This is a genomic window from Streptomyces sp. NPDC001056, from assembly GCF_053598955.1.
The window spans coordinates 196,645-214,078 of the sequence record NZ_JBSFLI010000011.1; the positions used below are offsets into that span (position 1 = coordinate 196,645).

Here is a 17,434-nt window from a genome sequence, read left to right on the forward strand (position 1 = left end):
GCCACCGTACAAGCACTCGCGGGAGCCCGGACGCACCGGGCTGAGAGGGAGGCTGGCGGCCTCCGACCGTACGAACCTGATCCGGGTCATGCCGGCGAAGGGAGGGGCTGGACGCCCATGTCGTCACGTACGTCACGTACATCCGGCACATCGGACACCTCCGACGTCCTCGTCATCGGGGGCGGGATCATCGGCCTGGTCACGGCCTGGCGCGCGGCGTGCCGCGGGCTCGCCACGGCGGTGGTGGACCCGGCGCCGGGGGGCGGGGCCGCGCAGGTCGCGGCGGGGATGCTGGCCGCGGTCAGCGAACTGCACTACGGCGAGGAGACGCTGCTCGCGCTCAATCTGGAGTCGGCGCGCCGCTACCCCGGCTTCGTGGCCGAGCTGACCGAGGCGAGCGGCCGGGACCTCGGCTACCGCCGCTGCGGCACGCTCGCGGTCGCGCTGGACGCCGACGACCGCGCCCACCTGCGCGAACTGCACGCCCTCCAGCAGCGCTGCGGGCTCGACTCCGAGTGGCTGCCGGGGCGGGAGTGCCGGCGCCTGGAGCCGATGCTGGCGCCCGGGGTGCGCGGCGGGCTGCGGGTCGACGGCGACCACCAGATCGATCCGCGCCGGCTTGCCGCGGCGCTGGTGACCGCGTGCGAACGGGCCGGGGTGGTGTTCCACCGGGTGTGGGCCGAACGGCTGGATGTCGTACGGGAGCGGGCCACCGGAGTCACCACGGCGGACGGTACGGCGCTGACCGCCGGGCAGGTGGTGCTCGCGGGCGGGAGCCTCAGCGGGCGGCTCGCCGGGGTGCCGGAGGAGGCGCTGCCGCCGGTGCGGCCGGTGAAGGGGCAGGTGCTGCGGCTGACCGTGCCGCCGCGGTACGCGCCGTTCCTCAGCCGCACCGTGCGGGCCGTGGTGCGCGGCGGGCAGGTGTATCTGGTGCCGCGGGAGAACGGCGAGCTGGTCGTCGGCGCCACCAGCGAGGAGCAGGGCTGGGACACGACGGTCACCGCGGGCGGGGTGTACGAGCTGCTGCGCGACGCGCACGAGCTGGTGCCGGGCATCACCGAGCTGCCGCTGACCGAGACGCGGGCCGGGCTGCGGCCCGGGTCCCCCGACAACGCGCCGCTGCTCGGGCCGTCCGGGCTCGACGGGCTGCTGCTGGCCACCGGGCACCATCGCAACGGGGTGCTGCTCACGCCGGTCACCGGGGATGTGATGGGGCAGTTGCTGGCCGGCGGTCCGCTGCCCGAGGAAGCCCGTCCGTTCACGCCGGAGCGCTTCGGCGCGATCCGCGCCCAGCAGCTGGAGCAGCCCGTATGAGCGCCGTCTCGTCCACCCTCACCATCTCCGTCAACGGACGGCCCCGCGAGGTCGCGCCGGGAACCGCGCTCGACGCCGTCGTACGGTCCCTCGTGCCGGCCCCTTCCGGGGTCGCGGCCGCCGTCAACGAGACCGTCGTACCGCGGGCGCAGTGGGCGGGCACGGCGCTCGTCGACGGCGACCGGGTCGAGGTCCTCACCGCGGTGCAGGGGGGTTGAGCCGTGACCGACGATTCCCTTGTCCTCGGCGGTACGGCCTTCGGGTCGCGGTTGATCATGGGTACGGGCGGGGCGCCCAGCCTGGAGGTGCTGGAGCGGGCGCTGGTGGCGTCCGGGACCGAGCTGACGACGGTCGCGATGCGGCGGGTGGACCCGTCCGTGCACGGCTCCGTGCTGTCCGTGCTGGAGAAGCTCGGGATCCGGGTGCTGCCGAACACGGCGGGGTGCTTCACCGCCGGTGAGGCCGTGCTCACGGCGCGGCTCGCGCGGGAGGCGCTGGGCACCTCGCTGGTGAAGCTGGAGGTCATCGCCGACGAGCGGACGCTGCTGCCGGACCCGGTGGAGCTGCTGGAGGCGGCGGAGACGCTGGTGGACGACGGGTTCACGGTGTTGCCGTACACCAACGACGATCCCGTGCTCGCGCGGAAGCTGGAGGACGTGGGGTGCGCCGCGGTGATGCCGCTGGGGTCGCCGATCGGGTCGGGGCTCGGAATCCGCAACCCGCACAACTTCCAGCTGATCGTGGAGCGGGCGGGGGTGCCGGTGATCCTCGACGCGGGGGCCGGGACGGCGTCGGACGTGGCGCTGGCGATGGAGCTGGGGTGTGCGGGGGTGATGCTGGCGTCGGCGGTGACACGGGCGCAGGAGCCGGAGGTCATGGCGACGGCGATGCGGTACGCGGTGGCCGGGGGGAGGCTGGCTCGGCTGGCGGGGCGGATTCCGCGGCGGTACTGGGCGCAGGCGTCCTCTCCCGCGGAGGGTCTGGCCCGGCTGGACCCCGAGCGGCCCGCGTTCTGAGCCGGGGCGTCCGCCGCGGCGACGGCCGGCCGTGGCGGCCCGGGTCCGGGCGTGATGGTGGAGCGGTGGGCCGACGAGCGGGCGGCGGCCGCGGTCGGCGACCGTCGTACGGCCGCCCGCGCGCCGACACGGGCCGCGCTCACCGCGGGGCCGGTCCGCCCGGACCACGCGGCACGCCCCGTCCCGCGCCGCCCTGCGCTCCGCGCCGCCGGGGGTCGCCGCGCCGCGCCTCCACCGGAATCTCCACCGGAATATCGCGTCCCCGCGTGGGAAGCGTCACAGGTCCGCTGCAGTGCGTGGGCGGGAGTGGCCGGCGGGCGGGGGATGTCCGTGGGGGCTCGTAGACTCGGCGCGTGGACATGACCCTTCAGGACGCCCTCGTCGGGCACGTGCTCGACGGCCGGTATCGCGTGGACGCGCGGATCGCGGCCGGTGGGATGGCGACGGTGTACCGGGCGCTGGACACGCGTCTGGACCGGGTGCTGGCGCTGAAGGTGATGCATCCGGCGCTGGCGGCCGACGCGGCGTTCGTCGAGCGGTTCATCCGTGAGGCCAAGTCCGCGGCCCGGCTCGACCACCCGAACGTGGTGCAGGTCTTCGACCAGGGCACCGACGGGTCGTACGTGTACATGGCCATGGAGTACGTCTCGGGGTGCACCCTGCGGGACGTGCTGCGCGAGCGCGGCGCGCTGCGGCCGCGGGCCGCGCTGGACATCCTGGAGCCCGTGCTCGCCGCGCTCGGCGCCGCGCACCGGGCCGGGTTCGTGCACCGGGACATGAAGCCCGAGAACGTACTGATAGGCGACGACGGCCGGGTCAAGGTCGCCGACTTCGGCCTGGTCCGTTCCGTGGACACGGTGACCAGTACGACCGGCTCCGTGCTCGGCACCGTCGCGTACCTCGCCCCCGAGCAGATCGACCAGGGCACCGCCGACCCCCGCGTCGACGTGTACGCCTGCGGTGTCGTCCTCTACGAGATGCTGACCGGCGCCAAGCCGCACTCCGGGGACTCCCCGGCGCAGGTGCTCTACCGGCACATCAACGAGGACGTGCCGCCGCCCTCCGCGCAGGTGCCGGGGCTGGCGCCCCAGCTGGACGAGCTGGTCGCGTCGGCCACCGCCCGCACCCCCGAGGTGCGCCCGTACGACGCGGTCGCGCTGCTCGCCGAGGCCCGCGAGGCCCGCGCGGCGCTGACCGGGGAGCAGCTGGACGCGGTACCGCCGCAGGCCCGGACCGTGGAGCACGAGAACGCGGAGAACCGTACGAGCGTGATCCCGCGCGCGCTGACGGTGCCGAGGCCGCTGCCGGTGAACGAGGACGGCGACGGCGACGGCGACGGCGTGAGCCACACCGCCCGCTTCCGGGCCGCGCCCGTGCCCCCGCCGCGCCGGTCCCGGCGGCTCATACTCACCGTCGCCGTCGCCGTGCTCCTCGTGCTCGGCGCCGGCACCGGGGTCTGGTACATCAACTCCGGGCAGTTCACCAAGGTCCCCCCGCTGCTGGCGAAGACCGAGACGCAGGCGCGGGACCGGCTGCAGCAGGCCGGGCTGGAGGTCGGGAAGGTCAAGCGGGCCTACGACGACACCGTCGAGCGCGGCACCGTGATCAGCACCGATCCGGCGCCCGGGGCCCGGATCCGGGACCACGACGCGGTGACGCTGACCGTCTCGCTCGGCCCGGAGACGGTCAAGGTGCCCGACCTGGCCAACCTGCCGCTCACCGAGGCCCGGCAGCGGCTCAGGGCGGCCGGGCTGGAGCCGGGCATGGTCACCCGGGAGTTCAGCGGCGACGTCGACCGGGGCGCCGTGATCTCCACGGCCCCGGGCTCGGGCACCGAGCGGCACGCGGGTTCGGCGATCGCGCTGACCGTCAGCAAGGGCAGCCCCATCGACGTGCCGGACGTCACCGGCGACGACCCGGCCGACGCCGAGCAGGAGCTGACGGACGCCGGGCTCAAGGTGAAGATCGCGGGCGAGCAGGTCAACTCCGCGTACGACAAGGGCAAGGTCGCCCGGCAGAGCCCCGGTGACGGGAGCCAGGCCGCCGCGGGCGACACGGTGACGCTCACCCTGTCCAAGGGACCCGAGATGATCGAGGTCCCGGACGTGACCGGCGACAGCGTGGACGACGCCCACCAGGCGCTGGAGGGCGCCGGGTTCAAGGTCGAGGAGGACCGCGGGATCCTCGGGCTGTTCGGCGACACCGTGAAGAAGCAGTCGGTCGAGGGCGGGAGGACCGCGCCCAAGGGGTCCACGATCACGATCACCATCCGGTGAAGCACCGATGAACCCATGAACCGATGAACCGATGAACTCGTGAACCGATGAACCACCCGTGAATCCCTGAAGCCGGTGACGGGGTTCACCCCGGCCCCGGTCCGGGCGCCCCCGCGGACATGACACCCTGAACGGGTGAGTTCCGTTTCCTCGCCCCTTCCCCGCAATCCCGTCGGCGGCCATGTCCCGGTGGCCGGCGGCCTGCACTCGGTGGGGCTGTCGTACGCCCGTGAGCTGAAGGCGGAGACCGTGCAGGTCTTCGTGGCCAACCCGCGCGGCTGGGCCACCCCGGCCGGGAACCCCGGGCAGGACGAGGCGTTCCGCGCGGCCTGCGCCGAGGAGTCGATCCCGGCCTACGTCCACGCCCCCTACCTGATCAACTTCGGCTCGCACACCGAGGCGACCGTGGAGAAGTCGGTGGAGTCGCTGCGGCACTCGCTGCGGCGCGGGCGGGAGATCGGCGCGCTCGGTGTGGTGGTGCACACCGGCAGCGCGACCGGCGGGCGGCCCCGGGAGGTGGCGCTGAAGCAGGTGCGCGAGCACCTGCTGCCGCTGCTGGACGAGCTGACCCACGAGGACGACCCGGTCCTGCTGCTGGAGTCGACGGCGGGCCAGGGGGCCTCGCTGTGCTCGCGCACCTGGGACTTCGGACCGTACTTCGAGGCGCTGGACGCCCATCCGAAGCTGGGCGTGTGCCTGGACACCTGCCACGTCTTCGCCGCCGGGCACGACCTGACCGGCCCGGCGGGCATGCGCCAGACGCTCGACCTGCTGGTGGAGACCGTCGGCGCCGGCCGGCTGAAGCTGATCCACGCCAACGACTCCAAGGACGTGGTCGGCGCGCACAAGGACCGGCACGAGAACATCGGCTCCGGCCACATCGGCGAGGAGCCCTTCCGCGCCCTGATGAACCACCCGGCGACCGCGGGCGTCCCGCTGGTCATCGAGACCCCGGGCGGCAAGGAGGGGCACGCGGCGGACGTGGCCCGGCTCAAGCGCCTCCGGGACGGCTGACCCGGGGCCCTTACAGCTCCGGCCCCTCGCCCGGCTCCTCCTGGTACGAGTACCGCTGCTCCTTCCACGGGTCGCCCACGTTGTGGTACCCGCGCTCCTCCCAGAACCCGCGCCGGTCGGCCGTCATGTACTCCACGCCCCGCACCCACTTGGGCCCCTTCCAGGCGTACAGATGGGGCACGATCAGGCGGACCGGAAAGCCGTGCTCGGCGGTGAGGAGTTCGCCGTCCTTGTGGGTGGCGAAGAGGGTGCGGTCGGTGAGGAAGTCCGTCAGGCGCAGATTGGAGCTGAAGCCGTACTCGGCCCAGACCATCACATGGGTGACGTCCGGGGCCGGCGGGGCCAGCTCCACGACCGCGGCGGCGGGGACCCCGCCCCATTCGGCGCCGAGCATGCTGAACTTGGTCACGCAGTGCAGGTCGGCCACCACGGTGGCGTACGGCAGGGCCGTGAACTGCTCGTGGTTCCAGCAGTGTTTGTCGCCGTCGGCGGTGGCGCCGAAGACCCGGAAGTCCCAGCGCTCGGGCCGGAACTTGGGCACGGGTCCGTAGTGCGTGACCGGCCAGCCGCGCTGGAGTCGCTGCCCCGGCGGAAGCTCGGACCCTGCCGCTGCTCCAGACCCTCGCTCCACCGGATGACCCATGTATCCATCCTGACAGACCTCGGGCAGTGCCCTTGACCGCCCCTCCTCAAAACGGGCAAACATCATCAAACATCAGCACATTTACTAAGTACGCACTTACTGGACGATCTTCTCTTCCGGTGCAATCATGCGGCCCACACCTCCCCCGACGTCCGCGTGGGAGACATCCGTGTGGAAGGAGCCGCTGCGATGCAGGGCGACCCCGACGTCATCGAACTGCTCAACGAACAGTTGACCGCCGAGCTGACGGCGATCAACCAGTACTTCCTGCACTCCAAGATCCAGGACCACCGGGGGTGGTCCAAGCTCGCCGAGTACACCCGGCGCGAGTCGTTCGACGAGATGCGGCACGCGGAGATCCTGACCGACCGCATCCTGCTGCTCGACGGGCTGCCGAACTACCAGCGGCTCTCCCACATCGAGGTGGGGCAGACGGTGACCGAGATGTTCCGGGCCGACCGGCAGATCGAGGTCGAGGCGATCGACCGGCTGCGCCGGGGCGTGCAGATCATGCGCGACAAGGACGACATCACGTCCGCGAACATCTTCGAGGCGATCCTGGCCGACGAGGAACACCACATCGACTACCTGGACACGCAGCTGGAACTCGTGGACAAGCTGGGTGAGGCGCTGTACCTCTCGACGGTGATCGAGCAGAGCCAGCCGGACCCCTCGGGGCCGGGCACCAGCAGCTTCTAGCGCCGGGCCTAGGCGGCGTCGTCCAGCCGGTCGAGCGTCGCCGGGGCACGCTGGCCGATCAGCTCGCGGCGGGGGCAGGCACCCCGGCCGAGCAGGGCCTGGATGCGTCGTACGCAGCGCCCGCAGTCCGTGCCGGCCTTGCACGCGGACGCGATCTGGCGCGGGGTGCAGGCGCCGTCGGCGGCGTGCTGTTCCACCTGGGCCTCGGTGATGCCGAAGCAGCTGCACACGTACACGCGGACTGACCTCCCGACGGGATCGTCGTGACTCTGCCGCCCCGTTCCCGGTGAGGCAAACCTAACCTTACCCGTCGCTTCGCGACCGCAAAAGAGTGCGGGGCGCGGATCCGTTGTGATCCGCGCCCCAGAACAGCCCTTCAGGAGCCGCTCACTGGTCCCGGTACATCTCCGCGACCAGGAAGGCCAGGTCGAGCGACTGGCTGCGGTTGAGCCGCGGGTCGCACGCCGTCTCGTAGCGCTGGTGCAGGTCGTCGACGAAGATCTCGTCGCCGCCGCCCACGCACTCGGTGACGTCGTCGCCGGTCAGCTCCACGTGGATGCCGCCCGGGTGGGTGCCGAGCCCCTTGTGCACCTCGAAGAAGCCCTTGACCTCGTCGAGCACGTCGTCGAAGCGGCGGGTCTTGTGCCCGGAGGCCGCCTCGAAGGTGTTGCCGTGCATCGGGTCGGTCACCCAGGCCACCGTGGCGCCGGACGCCGTGACCTTCTCGACCAGCTCGGGCAGCCGGTCGCGGATCTTGTCGGCGCCCATGCGGACGATGAAGGTGAGCCGGCCCGGCTCCCGCTCGGGGTCGAGGCGGTCGATGTACTTGAGCGCCTCCTCGGCCGTGGTGGTCGGGCCGAGCTTGATGCCGATCGGGTTGCGGATCTTCGAGGCGAACTCGATGTGCGCGTGGTCCAGCTGACGGGTGCGCTCGCCGATCCACACCATGTGCGCGGAGACGTCGTACAGCTTGCCGGTGCGGGAGTCGACCCGGGTCAGGGCGGACTCGTAGTCCAGCAGCAGCGCCTCGTGCGAGGAGAAGAACTCGACGGTCTTGAACTCCTCCGGGTCGGTGCCGCAGGCCCGCATGAAGTTCAGGGCGTTGTCGATCTCCCGGGCCAGCTGCTCGTAGCGCTGGCCGGAGGGGGAGGTCTTCACGAAGTCCTGGTTCCAGGCGTGCACCTGGCGCAGGTCGGCGTACCCGCCGGTGGTGAAGGCGCGCACCAGGTTCAGCGTGGACGCCGAGGCGTTGTACATCCGCTTCAGCCGCTCGGGGTCCGGGATGCGGGCGGCCTCGGTGAAGTCGAAGCCGTTGACGGAGTCGCCCCGGTAGGTCGGCAGCGTGACGCCGTCGCGGGTCTCGGTCGGCTTGGAGCGCGGCTTCGAGTACTGCCCGGCGATCCGGCCGACCTTCACGACGGGCACGGAGGCCGCGTAGGTGAGGACGGCGCCCATCTGGAGCAGTGTCTTGAGCTTCTGGCGGATCTGGTCGGCGGACACCGCGTCGAAGGCCTCGGCGCAGTCGCCGCCCTGGAGGAGGAACGCCTCTCCCTTGGCGACGGCCGCCATCCGGGCGCGCAGCTGATCGCACTCGCCGGCGAAGACCAGCGGCGGATACGACTCAAGGTCCGCGATCACTGCGCGCAGAGCCTCGGTGTCGGGGTACTCGGGCTGCTGCGCCGCGGGCAGGTCTCGCCAGGTGTTGCCAGCGCTCGCGCTGGTCTTAGCGTTCACGGTCACCTCGTACACATTACGGGGTCGTGTCCCGTGTTCCACGAGACGCCCGAAAAGTGAGACGGGGTGACTGACCCGTGGACGGCGTGCGGTGCGGTAGGGTCTTCGGCATGTTCGCGCTTTCCAACCAGAACTGGTGGTGGACCGCTTCCTCGGCGGCCCACTGATCGCGCGCACCCAGACTTCGCGAAGGCCGCCCGAGAGGCGGCCTTCGGCGTTCCCGGGGCCGTTCCTCTCCCTCACCCGATCGAGTAGGAGCCCGACCCGTGGACCTCATGGACCTGCTGTCCGACCCCCGCCCCTTCGCCCTGCTGCGCCGCCGCGTGCCCGGCCGCGCCGAACACCCGGTGGAGGTGCTGATCGGCCCGGTCGGCAGCCGGGACCGGCTCGCCGAGCTGCCGGACGAGGGCCTCGCCCTGGTGCCGTTCCGGCAGCTGCGCGAGCGCGGCTTCGACGTCCGCGACGACGGCACCCCGCTCCTGGTGCTGACGCCCGAGGAGTCGTACGAGATCCCGCTCGACGAGGCCCTGGAGCGGCTCCCGGCGCGCGAGGTGCGGGTCGAGGGCGGCGGCTTCGACGTCGGCGACGAGGAGTACGCCCGGATCGTCGGGCGGGTCCTGGAACGGGAGATCGGCGGGGGCGAGGGCGCGAACTTCGTGATCCGGCGGACGTACGAGGGCGAGGTCCCGGGGTTCGGCCGCGCGGAGGCGCTGGCGCTGTTCCGGCGGCTGCTGGAGGGCGAGCGCGGGGCGTACTGGACCTTCGTGGTGCACACGGGCGACCGGACGCTGGTCGGCGCGAGCCCCGAGGTGCATGTGCGGATGACCGGCGGCACGGTCGTCATGAACCCGATCAGCGGGACCTACCGCTACCCCGCCGAGGGGCCGACGCCGGAGCACCTCCTGGACTTCCTCGCCGACGGCAAGGAGATCGAGGAGCTGTCGATGGTCGTCGACGAGGAGCTGAAGATGATGTGCACCGTCGGCGACATGGGCGGGGTCGTCGTCGGGCCGCGCCTGAAGGAGATGGCGCACCTCGCGCACACCGAGTACGAGCTGCGCGGGAAGTCCTCGCTGGACGCCCGGGAGGTACTGCGGGAGACCATGTTCGCGGCGACGGTCACCGGGTCGCCGGTGCAGAACGCGTGCCGGGTGATCGAGCGGCACGAGGTGGGCGGCCGGGGCTACTACGCCGGCGCCCTGGCGCTGCTCGGGCGGGACGCGGGCGGCGCGCAGACCCTCGACTCCCCCATCCTGATCCGCACCGCCGACATCGACGCGGCCGGGCGGCTGCGGGTGCCGGTCGGGGCCACCCTGGTGCGCGGCTCGGACCCGGCGGGCGAGGTCGCCGAGACCCACGCCAAGGCGGCCGGCGTGCTCGCGGCCCTCGGGGTGCGCCCGGGGCGGCCGAGCGCGGAGCGGGAGCTACCCCGGCTGGCCGACGATCCCCGGGTGCGGGCCGCGCTGGACGGGCGGCGGGCCGCGCTCGCCCCGTTCTGGCTGCGGATGCAGGAGCAGGCCGCCGAGGTGAGCGGTCGCGCCCTGGTGGTCGACGGCGAGGACACCTTCACCGCCATGCTGGCGCACCTGCTGCGCTCGGCGGGCCTGGAGGTGACGGTACGGCGGTACGACGAGCCGGGGCTGCGCGCGGCGGTGCTCGCGCACGAGGGCCCGGTGGTGCTCGGCCCCGGCCCCGGCGACCCCTGCGACCTGGCCGACCCGAAGATGCGGTTCCTGCGGGAGCTGACCCGGGCCGTCATCCGGAAGCACCGGCACGGGGTGCTGGGGGTGTGCCTCGGCCATGAGCTGATCGCGGCGGAGCTGGGCCTGGAGATCGTCCGCAAGGAGGTGCCGTACCAGGGGGCGCAGACCGCGATCGAGCTGTTCGGGCGGCCGGAGACCGTCGGCTTCTACAACAGCTTCACCGCCCGGTGCGACGAGGAGGCGGCACGGGAGCTGGCGGCGCACGAGGTCGAGGTGAGCCGGGCGGCGAACGGCGAGGTGCACGCCGTGCGGGGGCCGGGGTTCGCGGGGGTGCAGTTCCACCCGGAGTCGGTACTGACCGTCAACGGGTCGGAGATCGTACGGGAGTTGGTGGGTCAGCTGCGCGGCACGAGCACGTTCTCGGAGCGGCGTCCGGCGCGGTAGTCGAGGACGTTGCGCAGGGTGGCGGCCACGATCTGGGCGACGGCGTCCTCGGTGTAGTACGCCTGGTGCGAGGTGACCAGGACGTTGGGGAAGGTGACGAGGCGGGCCAGGGTGTCGTCCTCCATGGCCGTCAGGGACTTGTCGAGGAAGAACAGGCCCGCCTCCGACTCGTAGACGTCCAGGCCGACGCCCGTGAAGCGGCCCGCGCGCAGCTCGTGCACCAGGGCGACGGTGTCGACGAGGCCGCCGCGGCTGGAGTTCACCAGGATGGCGTCGTCCTTCATCGTCTTCAGGGCGGCCCGGTCGATGAGGTGCTGGGTCTCGGGCATCAGCGGCACGTGCAGGCTGATCAGGTCGGACTCGGCGAGCAGCCGCTCCTTGGCCACGTACCGCATGCCGAGGGCGCGGCAGTCGGGGTTCTCGGCGGCGTCCCAGCCGAGCAGCCGCATGCCGAAGCCGTGGGCGATCCGGGCGAAGGCGGCGCCGATCTTCCCGGTGCCGAGGACGCCGGCGGTGCGGCCGTGCAGATCGCGGCCCATCAGCCCGTCGAGCCGGAAGTCGAAGTCGCGGGTGCGGGTGGCGGCGCGCACGATACGGCGGTTGACGGCCATGGCGAGGGTCCAGGCGAACTCGGCGACCGCGTACGGCGAGTAGGCGGAGACCCGGGCGACGGTCATCCCGAGGCGGGCGGCGGCGTCGAGGTCGACGTTGTTGAAGCCGGTGGCGCGCTGGGCGACCAGCCGGGTGCCGCCGGCCGCGAGGGTCTCCAGGACCCCGGGCCCGAGGTCGCAGTTGACGCTGGTGGAGACCATCTCGTGGCCGGCCGCGATGGGCGCGGTGTCCTCGTTCAGGAACACGTCCAGGCAGCGGATCTCCTGTAGCCCCGCGAACGCCCGCTCCAGCAGCGGCTTCTCGTCGGACTGCACGCCGAATGCGAGGATCTCCACGGTTTCTCCCATCCCGGGGGCTGTAGGCCGAATATACGACTTTTAGATGTACGACGGTCGCACGGCCCACAGCCCGGGTGCGCGCGGCCCGGGGCGGTCACGTCCCCGGGTGCGCCGGTTCAGCCGAAGAACACCCCGACCTCGGCGTACAGCTTCGGGTCGACCGTCTTCAGCTTGGCGGTCGCCTCGGCGAGGGGCACGCGGACCACGTCGGTGCCGCGCAGGGCGACCATCTTGCCGAAGTCGCCGTCGCGGACGCAGTCCACGGCGTGCAGCCCGAAGCGGGTGGCGAGCCAGCGGTCGAAGGCGCTGGGGGTGCCGCCGCGCTGGATGTGCCCGAGGACCGTGGTGCGGGCCTCCTTGCCGGTGCGCTTCTCGATCTCCTTGGCCAGCCACTCACCGACCCCGGACAGCCGGACGTGCCCGAAGGAGTCCAGCGACTGGTCCTTGAGCACCATGTCGCCGTCCTTGGGCATGGCACCCTCGGCGACCACCACGATCGGGGCGTACGACGCCTTGAAACGCGAGGTGATCCAGGAGCACACCTGGTCGAGGTCGAAGCGCTGCTCGGGGATGAGGATGACGTTGGCGCCGCCGGCCAGGCCCGAGTGCAGGGCGATCCAGCCGGCGTGCCGCCCCATCACCTCGCAGACCAGGACCCGCATATGGGACTCGGCGGTGGTGTGCAGACGGTCGATGGCCTCGGTCGCGATGTTGACGGCGGTGTCGAAACCGAAGGTGTAGTCGGTGGCGGACAGGTCGTTGTCGATGGTCTTGGGCACGCCGACGCACGGCACGCCGTACTCCTCGGACAGTCGCGCGGCCACCCCGAGGGTGTCCTCGCCGCCGATCGCGACCAGGGCCTCGACCTCCTGCTTGGCGAGGTTGTCCTTGATCCGGCGGATGCCGCCCTCGACGTTGAGGGGGTTGGTCCTGGAGGAGCCGAGGATGGTGCCGCCGCGGGGCAGGATGCCGCGCACGGCGGGGATGTCGAGGCGGACGGCGCGGCCTTCGAGGGGGCCCCGCCAGCCGTCCCGGAAGCCGACGAACTCGTAGCCGTACTCCTGTACGCCCTTGCGCACGATGCCCCGGATGACGGCGTTGAGCCCGGGGCAGTCGCCGCCTCCTGTCAGTACTCCGATCCGCATGGAAATGTCCCTTCACCCGCAGTGCCTGACGCTTTGTCACGCTAATGGTGATGCGCGTCACATCGGGAGAGGCGGTACGGGTGAATCGGGGGGATGACGACGTCGGCCGGGGGCGCGTCCGCGGGCGGCCGGGCGCTACTCCTCGTCGAGGCCGCGCTCGATCGCGTACCTCACCAGCTCGACCCGGTTGTGCAGCTGGAGCTTGCCGAGGGTGTTCTGGACGTGGTTCTGCACGGTGCGGTGGGAGATGACGAGGCGTTCGGCGATCTGCTTGTAGCTCAGGCCCTTGGCGACCAGCCGCAGCACCTCCGTCTCCCGCTCGGTCAGCCGGGGGGCGCCGGGTTCGTCGGTGTCGGGGGCGGGCGCCGGTTCGGCGGCCAGCCGGCGGTACTCGCCGAGGACCAGTCCGGCGAGGCCGGGCGTGAACACCGGGTCGCCGACGGCCGTACGGCGCACCGCGTCCAGCAGTTCGCCGGTGGACGCCGACTTCAGCAGGTAGCCGGTCGCGCCGGACTTCACCGCCTCCAGGACGTCGGCGTGCTCACCGCTCGCGGACAGCACCAGGACGCGCAGACCCGGGTCGTGGGCGACGAGTTCCTTGCACACCTGGACGCCCGGCTTGGCCGGCAGATTGAGGTCCAGGACCAGCACGTCGGGGGCGGCGGCCTTGGCGCGGCGCACGGCCTGCTCGCCGTCGCCGGCGGTCGCGACCACCTCGAAGCCGGACTCGGCCAGGTCCCGGGCGACCGCGTCGCGCCACATGGGGTGATCGTCCACCACCATGACCCTGATCGGGTCCTGCCGCTGTGTCATCGCTGCTCCGCCTTCTTCCCCCGCGCCGCCACGGCGCCCTTCGGTACCTTCAGTTCGACCTCCGTGCCCTGTCCGGGCACCGAGATCAGCTCGGCGCTGCCGCCGAGGTCGCGCAGCCGGCCCCGGATGGACTGGGCGACGCCGAGCCGCCCCTCGCCCTCGGCCTCGGCGAGCCGGCCCGCGGGGATGCCGGGGCCGTCGTCCCGGACGGTGACGAGGACCGCCTCCGGCTCGTCCTCGACCAGGATCCAGGCGCGCGCCCCCTCACCGGCGTGCCGGCTCACGTTGTCCAGGGCGGCCCCGACGGCCGCGGCCAGCTCCCGGGCGGCGGCCGGCGGCAGCGGCACCGGGGCGCCGGGCTCGGCCAGGCTCACCCGGTCGCGGGCGAACGGCGCGAGGAGGGTGCGCAGATCGACCGGGCCGTCCTCGTCCGGGGTCTCGACGACGCGCACGACGCTGTCCTCGGCGATCCGGGAGACCGGCAGCAAACCGCCGGAGACCAGGGTGCGCAGGGCCACCTCCTGCTCCCCCGCGAGCCGGCCCAGTTCGGCCGCCTCGCCGCCGAGGGCGGTGCCGCGGCGCTTCACCATCGCCAGGACCTGGAGCACGCTGTCGTGGATGTCCCGGGCCAGCCGCTCCCGCTCCCGGGTCGCGGCCTGGATCTCCAGGGCGCGGGCGAGGGTGCGTTCGGAGGCGCGGGCCACCTCCACGACGTAGCCGATGCCGATGGAGGCCACCCAGACCAGGATCAGGCTGTGCACGGTGTCCTGGGCGATCTGGCCGCGCTCGACCAGGTTGGCGGCGGCCACCGCGGTGGAGGCGACGGCGGCCCAGCGCCAGCCGCCCTTGACCGCGAAGGCGAGGACCGCGCCGCCGGCCCATATCGTCGGCAGCGTCGGGCCGCCCGCGACCCGCTGGTGGCTGTCGGCGAACGCGGTGAGCAGGATGCCGGCGAGGGCGATGGTCAGGTCGGCGGCGAGGAAGCCCTTGGTGCAGGTGGCCGCGCCCCGCACCCGGGGCAGGGTGGCGAGGGTCCACACCGTGAGGACGGCGTCGTAGCCGACCGCGATCCACGGACGGGTGAAGTGCTCGTACGAGGTGACGCACAGGCCGACCGCGTACAGCATCGTCAGCACGCGGTACCCGGCGAGCGCCCGCCACAGCGGCAGCTCCACCGACATCCTCAGCACGCGCTCGCGCCCGGCCATGTCCCCCCTGTCGGCCTCGTCGGCCTCGTCGTCCCCCCGGCCCCCCGCCGGGCCCCCGCCGCTACTTGCCCTCCGCCGCCTTCTCGGCCGTCTTCTCGGCCTCCTTGGCGCTCTTCTCCGCTTCCTTGGCCGCCTTCGCCTCCTCCGCGATCTGCCGCTTGGCGGCGGTCGCGTACATGTCGACGTACTCCTGGCCGGAAAGCTTCATGATCTCGTACATGACCTCGTCGGTCAGCGCGCGCAGCACGAAGCGGTCGTGCTCCATGCCCTGGTAGCGGCTGAAGTCGAGGGGCTTGCCGATGCGGATGCCGGGGCGCATCAGCTTCGGCATCACCTTGCCGGGCGGCTGGATCTTCTCGGTGTCGATCATCGCCACCGGGATCACCGGGGCACCGGTCGCGAGCGCCACCCGGGCGAGGCCGCCGGGCTTGCCCCGGTAGAGCCGGCCGTCGGGCGAGCGGGTGCCCTCCGGGTAGATACCGAACAGCTCGCCGCGCTCCAGCACCTCTATACCGCTCTTGATCGCGGCCTCGCCGGCGCCGCGCGCGCCGGAGCGGTCCACCGGGAGCTGGCCGACGCCCTTGAAGAAGGCGGCGGTGAGCCGGCCCTTCACACCGGGCGTGGTGAAGTACTCGGCCTTCGCGATGAAGGTGACCTTGCGGTCCAGCATCGTCGGCAGGAAGAACGAGTCGGAGAAGGAGAGGTGGTTGCTGGCCAGGATGGCCGGTCCCTCGGCCGGAATGTTCTCCAGACCCTCCACCCAGGGCCTGAAGGCGAGCTTCAGCGGCCCTCCGATGGCGACCTTCATCGTGCCGTACAACACCCGTGTGCCTCCCGTTTCCGTCGAGGAGACCTTAACCCCCTGGACCGGCAAAGCACCCGACGGCCCTGGTCGGTGTCCGTGCGGTCGCGTACGGTGAAGCACATCCGCGCGTTCTCCACGCCCCGGCCGCACGGCGCGGGGCCCTTCCCCAGGAACAGGAGCGTCGAAGGTGCCGGTTCTCCCTGGAGCCGAGCCGTACCGCCACTCCGGCGGCGAGGTGGGCGTCCTCTTCTGTCACGGCTTCACCGGCTCGCCCCAGTCGCTGCGCCCGTGGGCGGAGCACCACGCGGCCCGCGGCCTGACCGTGTCACTGCCGCTGCTGCCCGGCCACGGCACGCGCTGGGAGGACATGCAGCTCACGGGCTGGCAGGACTGGTACGCGGAGGTGGACCGCGAGCTGCGACTGCTGTCCGAGCGCTGCTCCCAGGTGTTCGTCGCGGGCCTGTCCATGGGCGGCGCCCTCGCGCTGCGGCTGGCCGCCCTGCACGGCGAGCGGATCAGCGGTGTGGTCGTCGTCAACCCCGCGAACAAGGTCCACGGCCTGTCGGCGCGCGCCCTTCCCGTGGCCCGGCACCTGGTGCGCACCACCAAGGGCATCGCCAGCGACATCGCCAAGGAGGGCGCGGCGGAGACGGGTTACGACCGGGTGCCGCTGCACGCGGCGCACTCGCTGCGCCGGTTCCTCCAGCGGCTGGACGGGGAGCTGCCCCGGGTCGCCCAGCCGTTGCTGCTGCTGCGCAGTGCCCAGGACCATGTCGTACCGGCCGTCGACTCGGCCCGGGTGCTCGGCCGGGTCTCGTCCGCGGACGTCCGGGAGATCGTGCTGGAACACAGTTACCACGTCGCGACGTTGGATGTGGACGCGGACCGGATCTTCGAGGAGAGCCTCGGTTTCATCGGCCGGCTCGCATCGATTCCGGGCAAGGAAGGGACGGCCGCAGTTGGCTGAGCACGACCCCGGTCCCGAGGGCCGTGAGGACCGGGAAGACCGGCAGGACCGGGAGCCGGAGGAGAACGGGCTGCGCTTCGACGAGGACGCCGCCTGGCGGGCCATCGTGGCCGGATACGGCGAGGAGCCGCCGGACCCGCCGGGGAGCAAGCCCTTCAAGCCGGTGGAGGACCTGGCGCTGCTGGAGAAGGACGCGCTGCTGGAGCGGCTGGAGAAGGACGCGCCGCCCGAGGACGAGGGTTCCGGGGAGCAGCGGCCCGCCCGGCCGCTGGGCGGCTCGGTCTCCTTCGCGCCGGGCGTCGGCCCCCGCGACTACCGTGTGCCGGAGCCGTCCGAGGACGACTTCGACGAGGACGACGAGGGCCATTTCGTCCCGCCCGAGCCGCCGCCGCTGGAGACCGGCGACACCACGTCGAGGTTCGCGTGGCTCGGCGTGGTCGGCGGGCCGATCCTGCTGCTGGTGGCGGTGCTGCTCGGCTGGGACATGACCTGGTGGCTGACGACGCTCGGCATCGGCGGCTTCCTCGGCGGCTTCGCGACGCTGGTGGCGCGGATGCGGACGGACGAGGACGACGACGACGATCCCGGGCGGGGCGCCGTGGTCTAGCTGTATTGCCTTGAGAGGTTGGGGACGCGGCTGGCGGGTGGTTGGCCTTTGAGTGCGGTGTGTCCGCGGTGGTGATTGTAGGTGTGCAGCCATTGC

At 72.5% G+C, this 17,434-nt stretch carries 18 protein-coding genes and 1 riboswitch; of the genes, 10 read left to right on the forward strand and 8 right to left on the reverse strand.

Annotation, left to right across the window (positions count from 1 at the left end):
• The first annotated feature begins 8 nt into the window (after positions 1-8).
• A riboswitch (TPP riboswitch) is annotated at positions 9-120 on the forward strand.
• From thiO to ACWDD7_RS16280, 5 genes are all read left to right on the forward strand, one after another.
• Positions 118-1,314 (forward strand): glycine oxidase ThiO, encoded by a 1,197-nt coding sequence (gene thiO / locus ACWDD7_RS16260; RefSeq protein WP_351880020.1) that lies wholly within the window; start codon positions 118-120, stop codon positions 1,312-1,314. Its footprint overlaps the riboswitch before it by 3 nt.
• A complete protein-coding gene (gene thiS / locus ACWDD7_RS16265; RefSeq protein ID WP_351880023.1) occupies positions 1,311-1,532 on the forward strand; it encodes a sulfur carrier protein ThiS in 222 nt (73 codons plus the stop codon). Before thiO ends, thiS begins: the two co-directional genes overlap by 4 nt.
• Positions 1,533-1,535: 3 nt before the next feature.
• Entirely contained in the window at positions 1,536-2,330 is a 795-nt protein-coding gene (locus ACWDD7_RS16270; RefSeq protein WP_351880026.1) for a thiazole synthase, read from the forward strand.
• A gap of 353 nt (positions 2,331-2,683) precedes the next feature.
• Entirely contained in the window at positions 2,684-4,606 is a 1,923-nt protein-coding gene (pknB, locus tag ACWDD7_RS16275) for a Stk1 family PASTA domain-containing Ser/Thr kinase (protein ID WP_450457768.1), read from the forward strand.
• A gap of 135 nt (positions 4,607-4,741) precedes the next feature.
• Positions 4,742-5,620: a deoxyribonuclease IV gene (locus tag ACWDD7_RS16280; protein WP_450457769.1), complete on the forward strand. Its 879-nt coding sequence runs from the start codon at positions 4,742-4,744 to the stop codon at positions 5,618-5,620.
• 10 nt (positions 5,621-5,630) lie between these two features.
• On the opposite strand, the gene ACWDD7_RS16285 is transcribed toward ACWDD7_RS16280, so the two are convergent.
• Entirely contained in the window at positions 5,631-6,263 is a 633-nt protein-coding gene (locus ACWDD7_RS16285; protein ID WP_351876478.1) for a sulfite oxidase-like oxidoreductase, read from the reverse strand.
• Between the two features lie 189 nt (positions 6,264-6,452).
• Here ACWDD7_RS16285 and bfr point away from each other — a divergent pair, with 189 nt between their 5' ends.
• Entirely contained in the window at positions 6,453-6,962 is a 510-nt protein-coding gene (bfr, locus tag ACWDD7_RS16290) for a bacterioferritin (protein WP_351876477.1), read from the forward strand.
• A gap of 8 nt (positions 6,963-6,970) precedes the next feature.
• Here the strand turns inward: bfr and ACWDD7_RS16295 are convergent, their stop codons facing one another.
• Positions 6,971-7,198 (reverse strand): (2Fe-2S)-binding protein, encoded by a 228-nt coding sequence (locus ACWDD7_RS16295; RefSeq protein ID WP_392211182.1) that lies wholly within the window; start codon positions 7,196-7,198, stop codon positions 6,971-6,973.
• Positions 7,199-7,349: 151 nt separating this feature from the next.
• Positions 7,350-8,702 (reverse strand): class II 3-deoxy-7-phosphoheptulonate synthase, encoded by a 1,353-nt coding sequence (locus ACWDD7_RS16300; RefSeq protein ID WP_285553977.1) that lies wholly within the window; start codon positions 8,700-8,702, stop codon positions 7,350-7,352.
• Between the two features lie 104 nt (positions 8,703-8,806).
• Here ACWDD7_RS16300 and ACWDD7_RS16305 point away from each other — a divergent pair, with 104 nt between their 5' ends.
• Complete coding sequence (locus tag ACWDD7_RS16305; RefSeq protein ID WP_351876482.1) at positions 8,807-8,863, forward strand: trp operon leader peptide; 57 nt, start codon at positions 8,807-8,809, stop codon at positions 8,861-8,863.
• A gap of 99 nt (positions 8,864-8,962) precedes the next feature.
• The gene (locus ACWDD7_RS16310; protein WP_450457770.1) at positions 8,963-10,843 is read left to right on the forward strand and encodes an anthranilate synthase family protein; all 1,881 of its coding nucleotides are present in this window, start codon (positions 8,963-8,965) and stop codon (positions 10,841-10,843) included.
• Here ACWDD7_RS16310 and ACWDD7_RS16315 read toward each other — a convergent pair.
• From ACWDD7_RS16315 to ACWDD7_RS16335, 5 genes are all read right to left on the reverse strand, one after another.
• Positions 10,795-11,790: a 2-hydroxyacid dehydrogenase gene (locus ACWDD7_RS16315; RefSeq protein WP_450457771.1), complete on the reverse strand. Its 996-nt coding sequence runs from the start codon at positions 11,788-11,790 to the stop codon at positions 10,795-10,797. The two genes, ACWDD7_RS16310 and ACWDD7_RS16315, sit on opposite strands and share 49 nt — an antisense overlap.
• Positions 11,791-11,909: 119 nt before the next feature.
• A complete protein-coding gene (locus ACWDD7_RS16320; RefSeq protein ID WP_450457772.1) occupies positions 11,910-12,938 on the reverse strand; it encodes a 6-phosphofructokinase in 1,029 nt (342 codons plus the stop codon).
• A gap of 135 nt (positions 12,939-13,073) precedes the next feature.
• Positions 13,074-13,751, reverse strand: a complete 678-nt coding sequence (locus tag ACWDD7_RS16325; protein ID WP_351876471.1) for a response regulator transcription factor — start codon at positions 13,749-13,751, stop codon at positions 13,074-13,076.
• The gene (gene macS / locus ACWDD7_RS16330) at positions 13,748-14,959 is read right to left on the reverse strand and encodes a MacS family sensor histidine kinase (protein ID WP_450457773.1); all 1,212 of its coding nucleotides are present in this window, start codon (positions 14,957-14,959) and stop codon (positions 13,748-13,750) included. The genes ACWDD7_RS16325 and macS overlap by 4 nt, the downstream gene beginning before the upstream one ends.
• Positions 14,960-15,020: 61 nt before the next feature.
• A complete protein-coding gene (locus ACWDD7_RS16335) occupies positions 15,021-15,767 on the reverse strand; it encodes a lysophospholipid acyltransferase family protein (protein ID WP_351876481.1) in 747 nt (248 codons plus the stop codon).
• 184 nt (positions 15,768-15,951) lie between these two features.
• Here ACWDD7_RS16335 and ACWDD7_RS16340 point away from each other — a divergent pair, with 184 nt between their 5' ends.
• Entirely contained in the window at positions 15,952-16,731 is a 780-nt protein-coding gene (locus ACWDD7_RS16340; RefSeq protein WP_450457774.1) for an alpha/beta hydrolase, read from the forward strand.
• The gene (locus tag ACWDD7_RS16345) at positions 16,724-17,338 is read left to right on the forward strand and encodes a hypothetical protein (protein WP_450457775.1); all 615 of its coding nucleotides are present in this window, start codon (positions 16,724-16,726) and stop codon (positions 17,336-17,338) included. Before ACWDD7_RS16340 ends, ACWDD7_RS16345 begins: the two co-directional genes overlap by 8 nt.
• The last annotated feature ends 96 nt before the right edge of the window (positions 17,339-17,434 follow it).

Coding starts and splice junctions, on each gene's coding strand:
- thiO (WP_351880020.1), top strand. CDS start 118: ATGTCGTCACGTACGTCACGTACATCCGGCACATCGGACACCTCCGAC.
- macS (WP_450457773.1), bottom strand. CDS start 14,959: ATGGCCGGGCGCGAGCGCGTGCTGAGGATGTCGGTGGAGCTGCCGCTG.
- ACWDD7_RS16325 (WP_351876471.1), bottom strand. CDS start 13,751: ATGACACAGCGGCAGGACCCGATCAGGGTCATGGTGGTGGACGATCAC.
- ACWDD7_RS16335 (WP_351876481.1), bottom strand. CDS start 15,767: ATGAAGGTCGCCATCGGAGGGCCGCTGAAGCTCGCCTTCAGGCCCTGG.
- ACWDD7_RS16320 (WP_450457772.1), bottom strand. CDS start 12,938: ATGCGGATCGGAGTACTGACAGGAGGCGGCGACTGCCCCGGGCTCAAC.
- ACWDD7_RS16285 (WP_351876478.1), bottom strand. CDS start 6,263: ATGGGTCATCCGGTGGAGCGAGGGTCTGGAGCAGCGGCAGGGTCCGAG.
- thiS (WP_351880023.1), top strand. CDS start 1,311: ATGAGCGCCGTCTCGTCCACCCTCACCATCTCCGTCAACGGACGGCCC.
- bfr (WP_351876477.1), top strand. CDS start 6,453: ATGCAGGGCGACCCCGACGTCATCGAACTGCTCAACGAACAGTTGACC.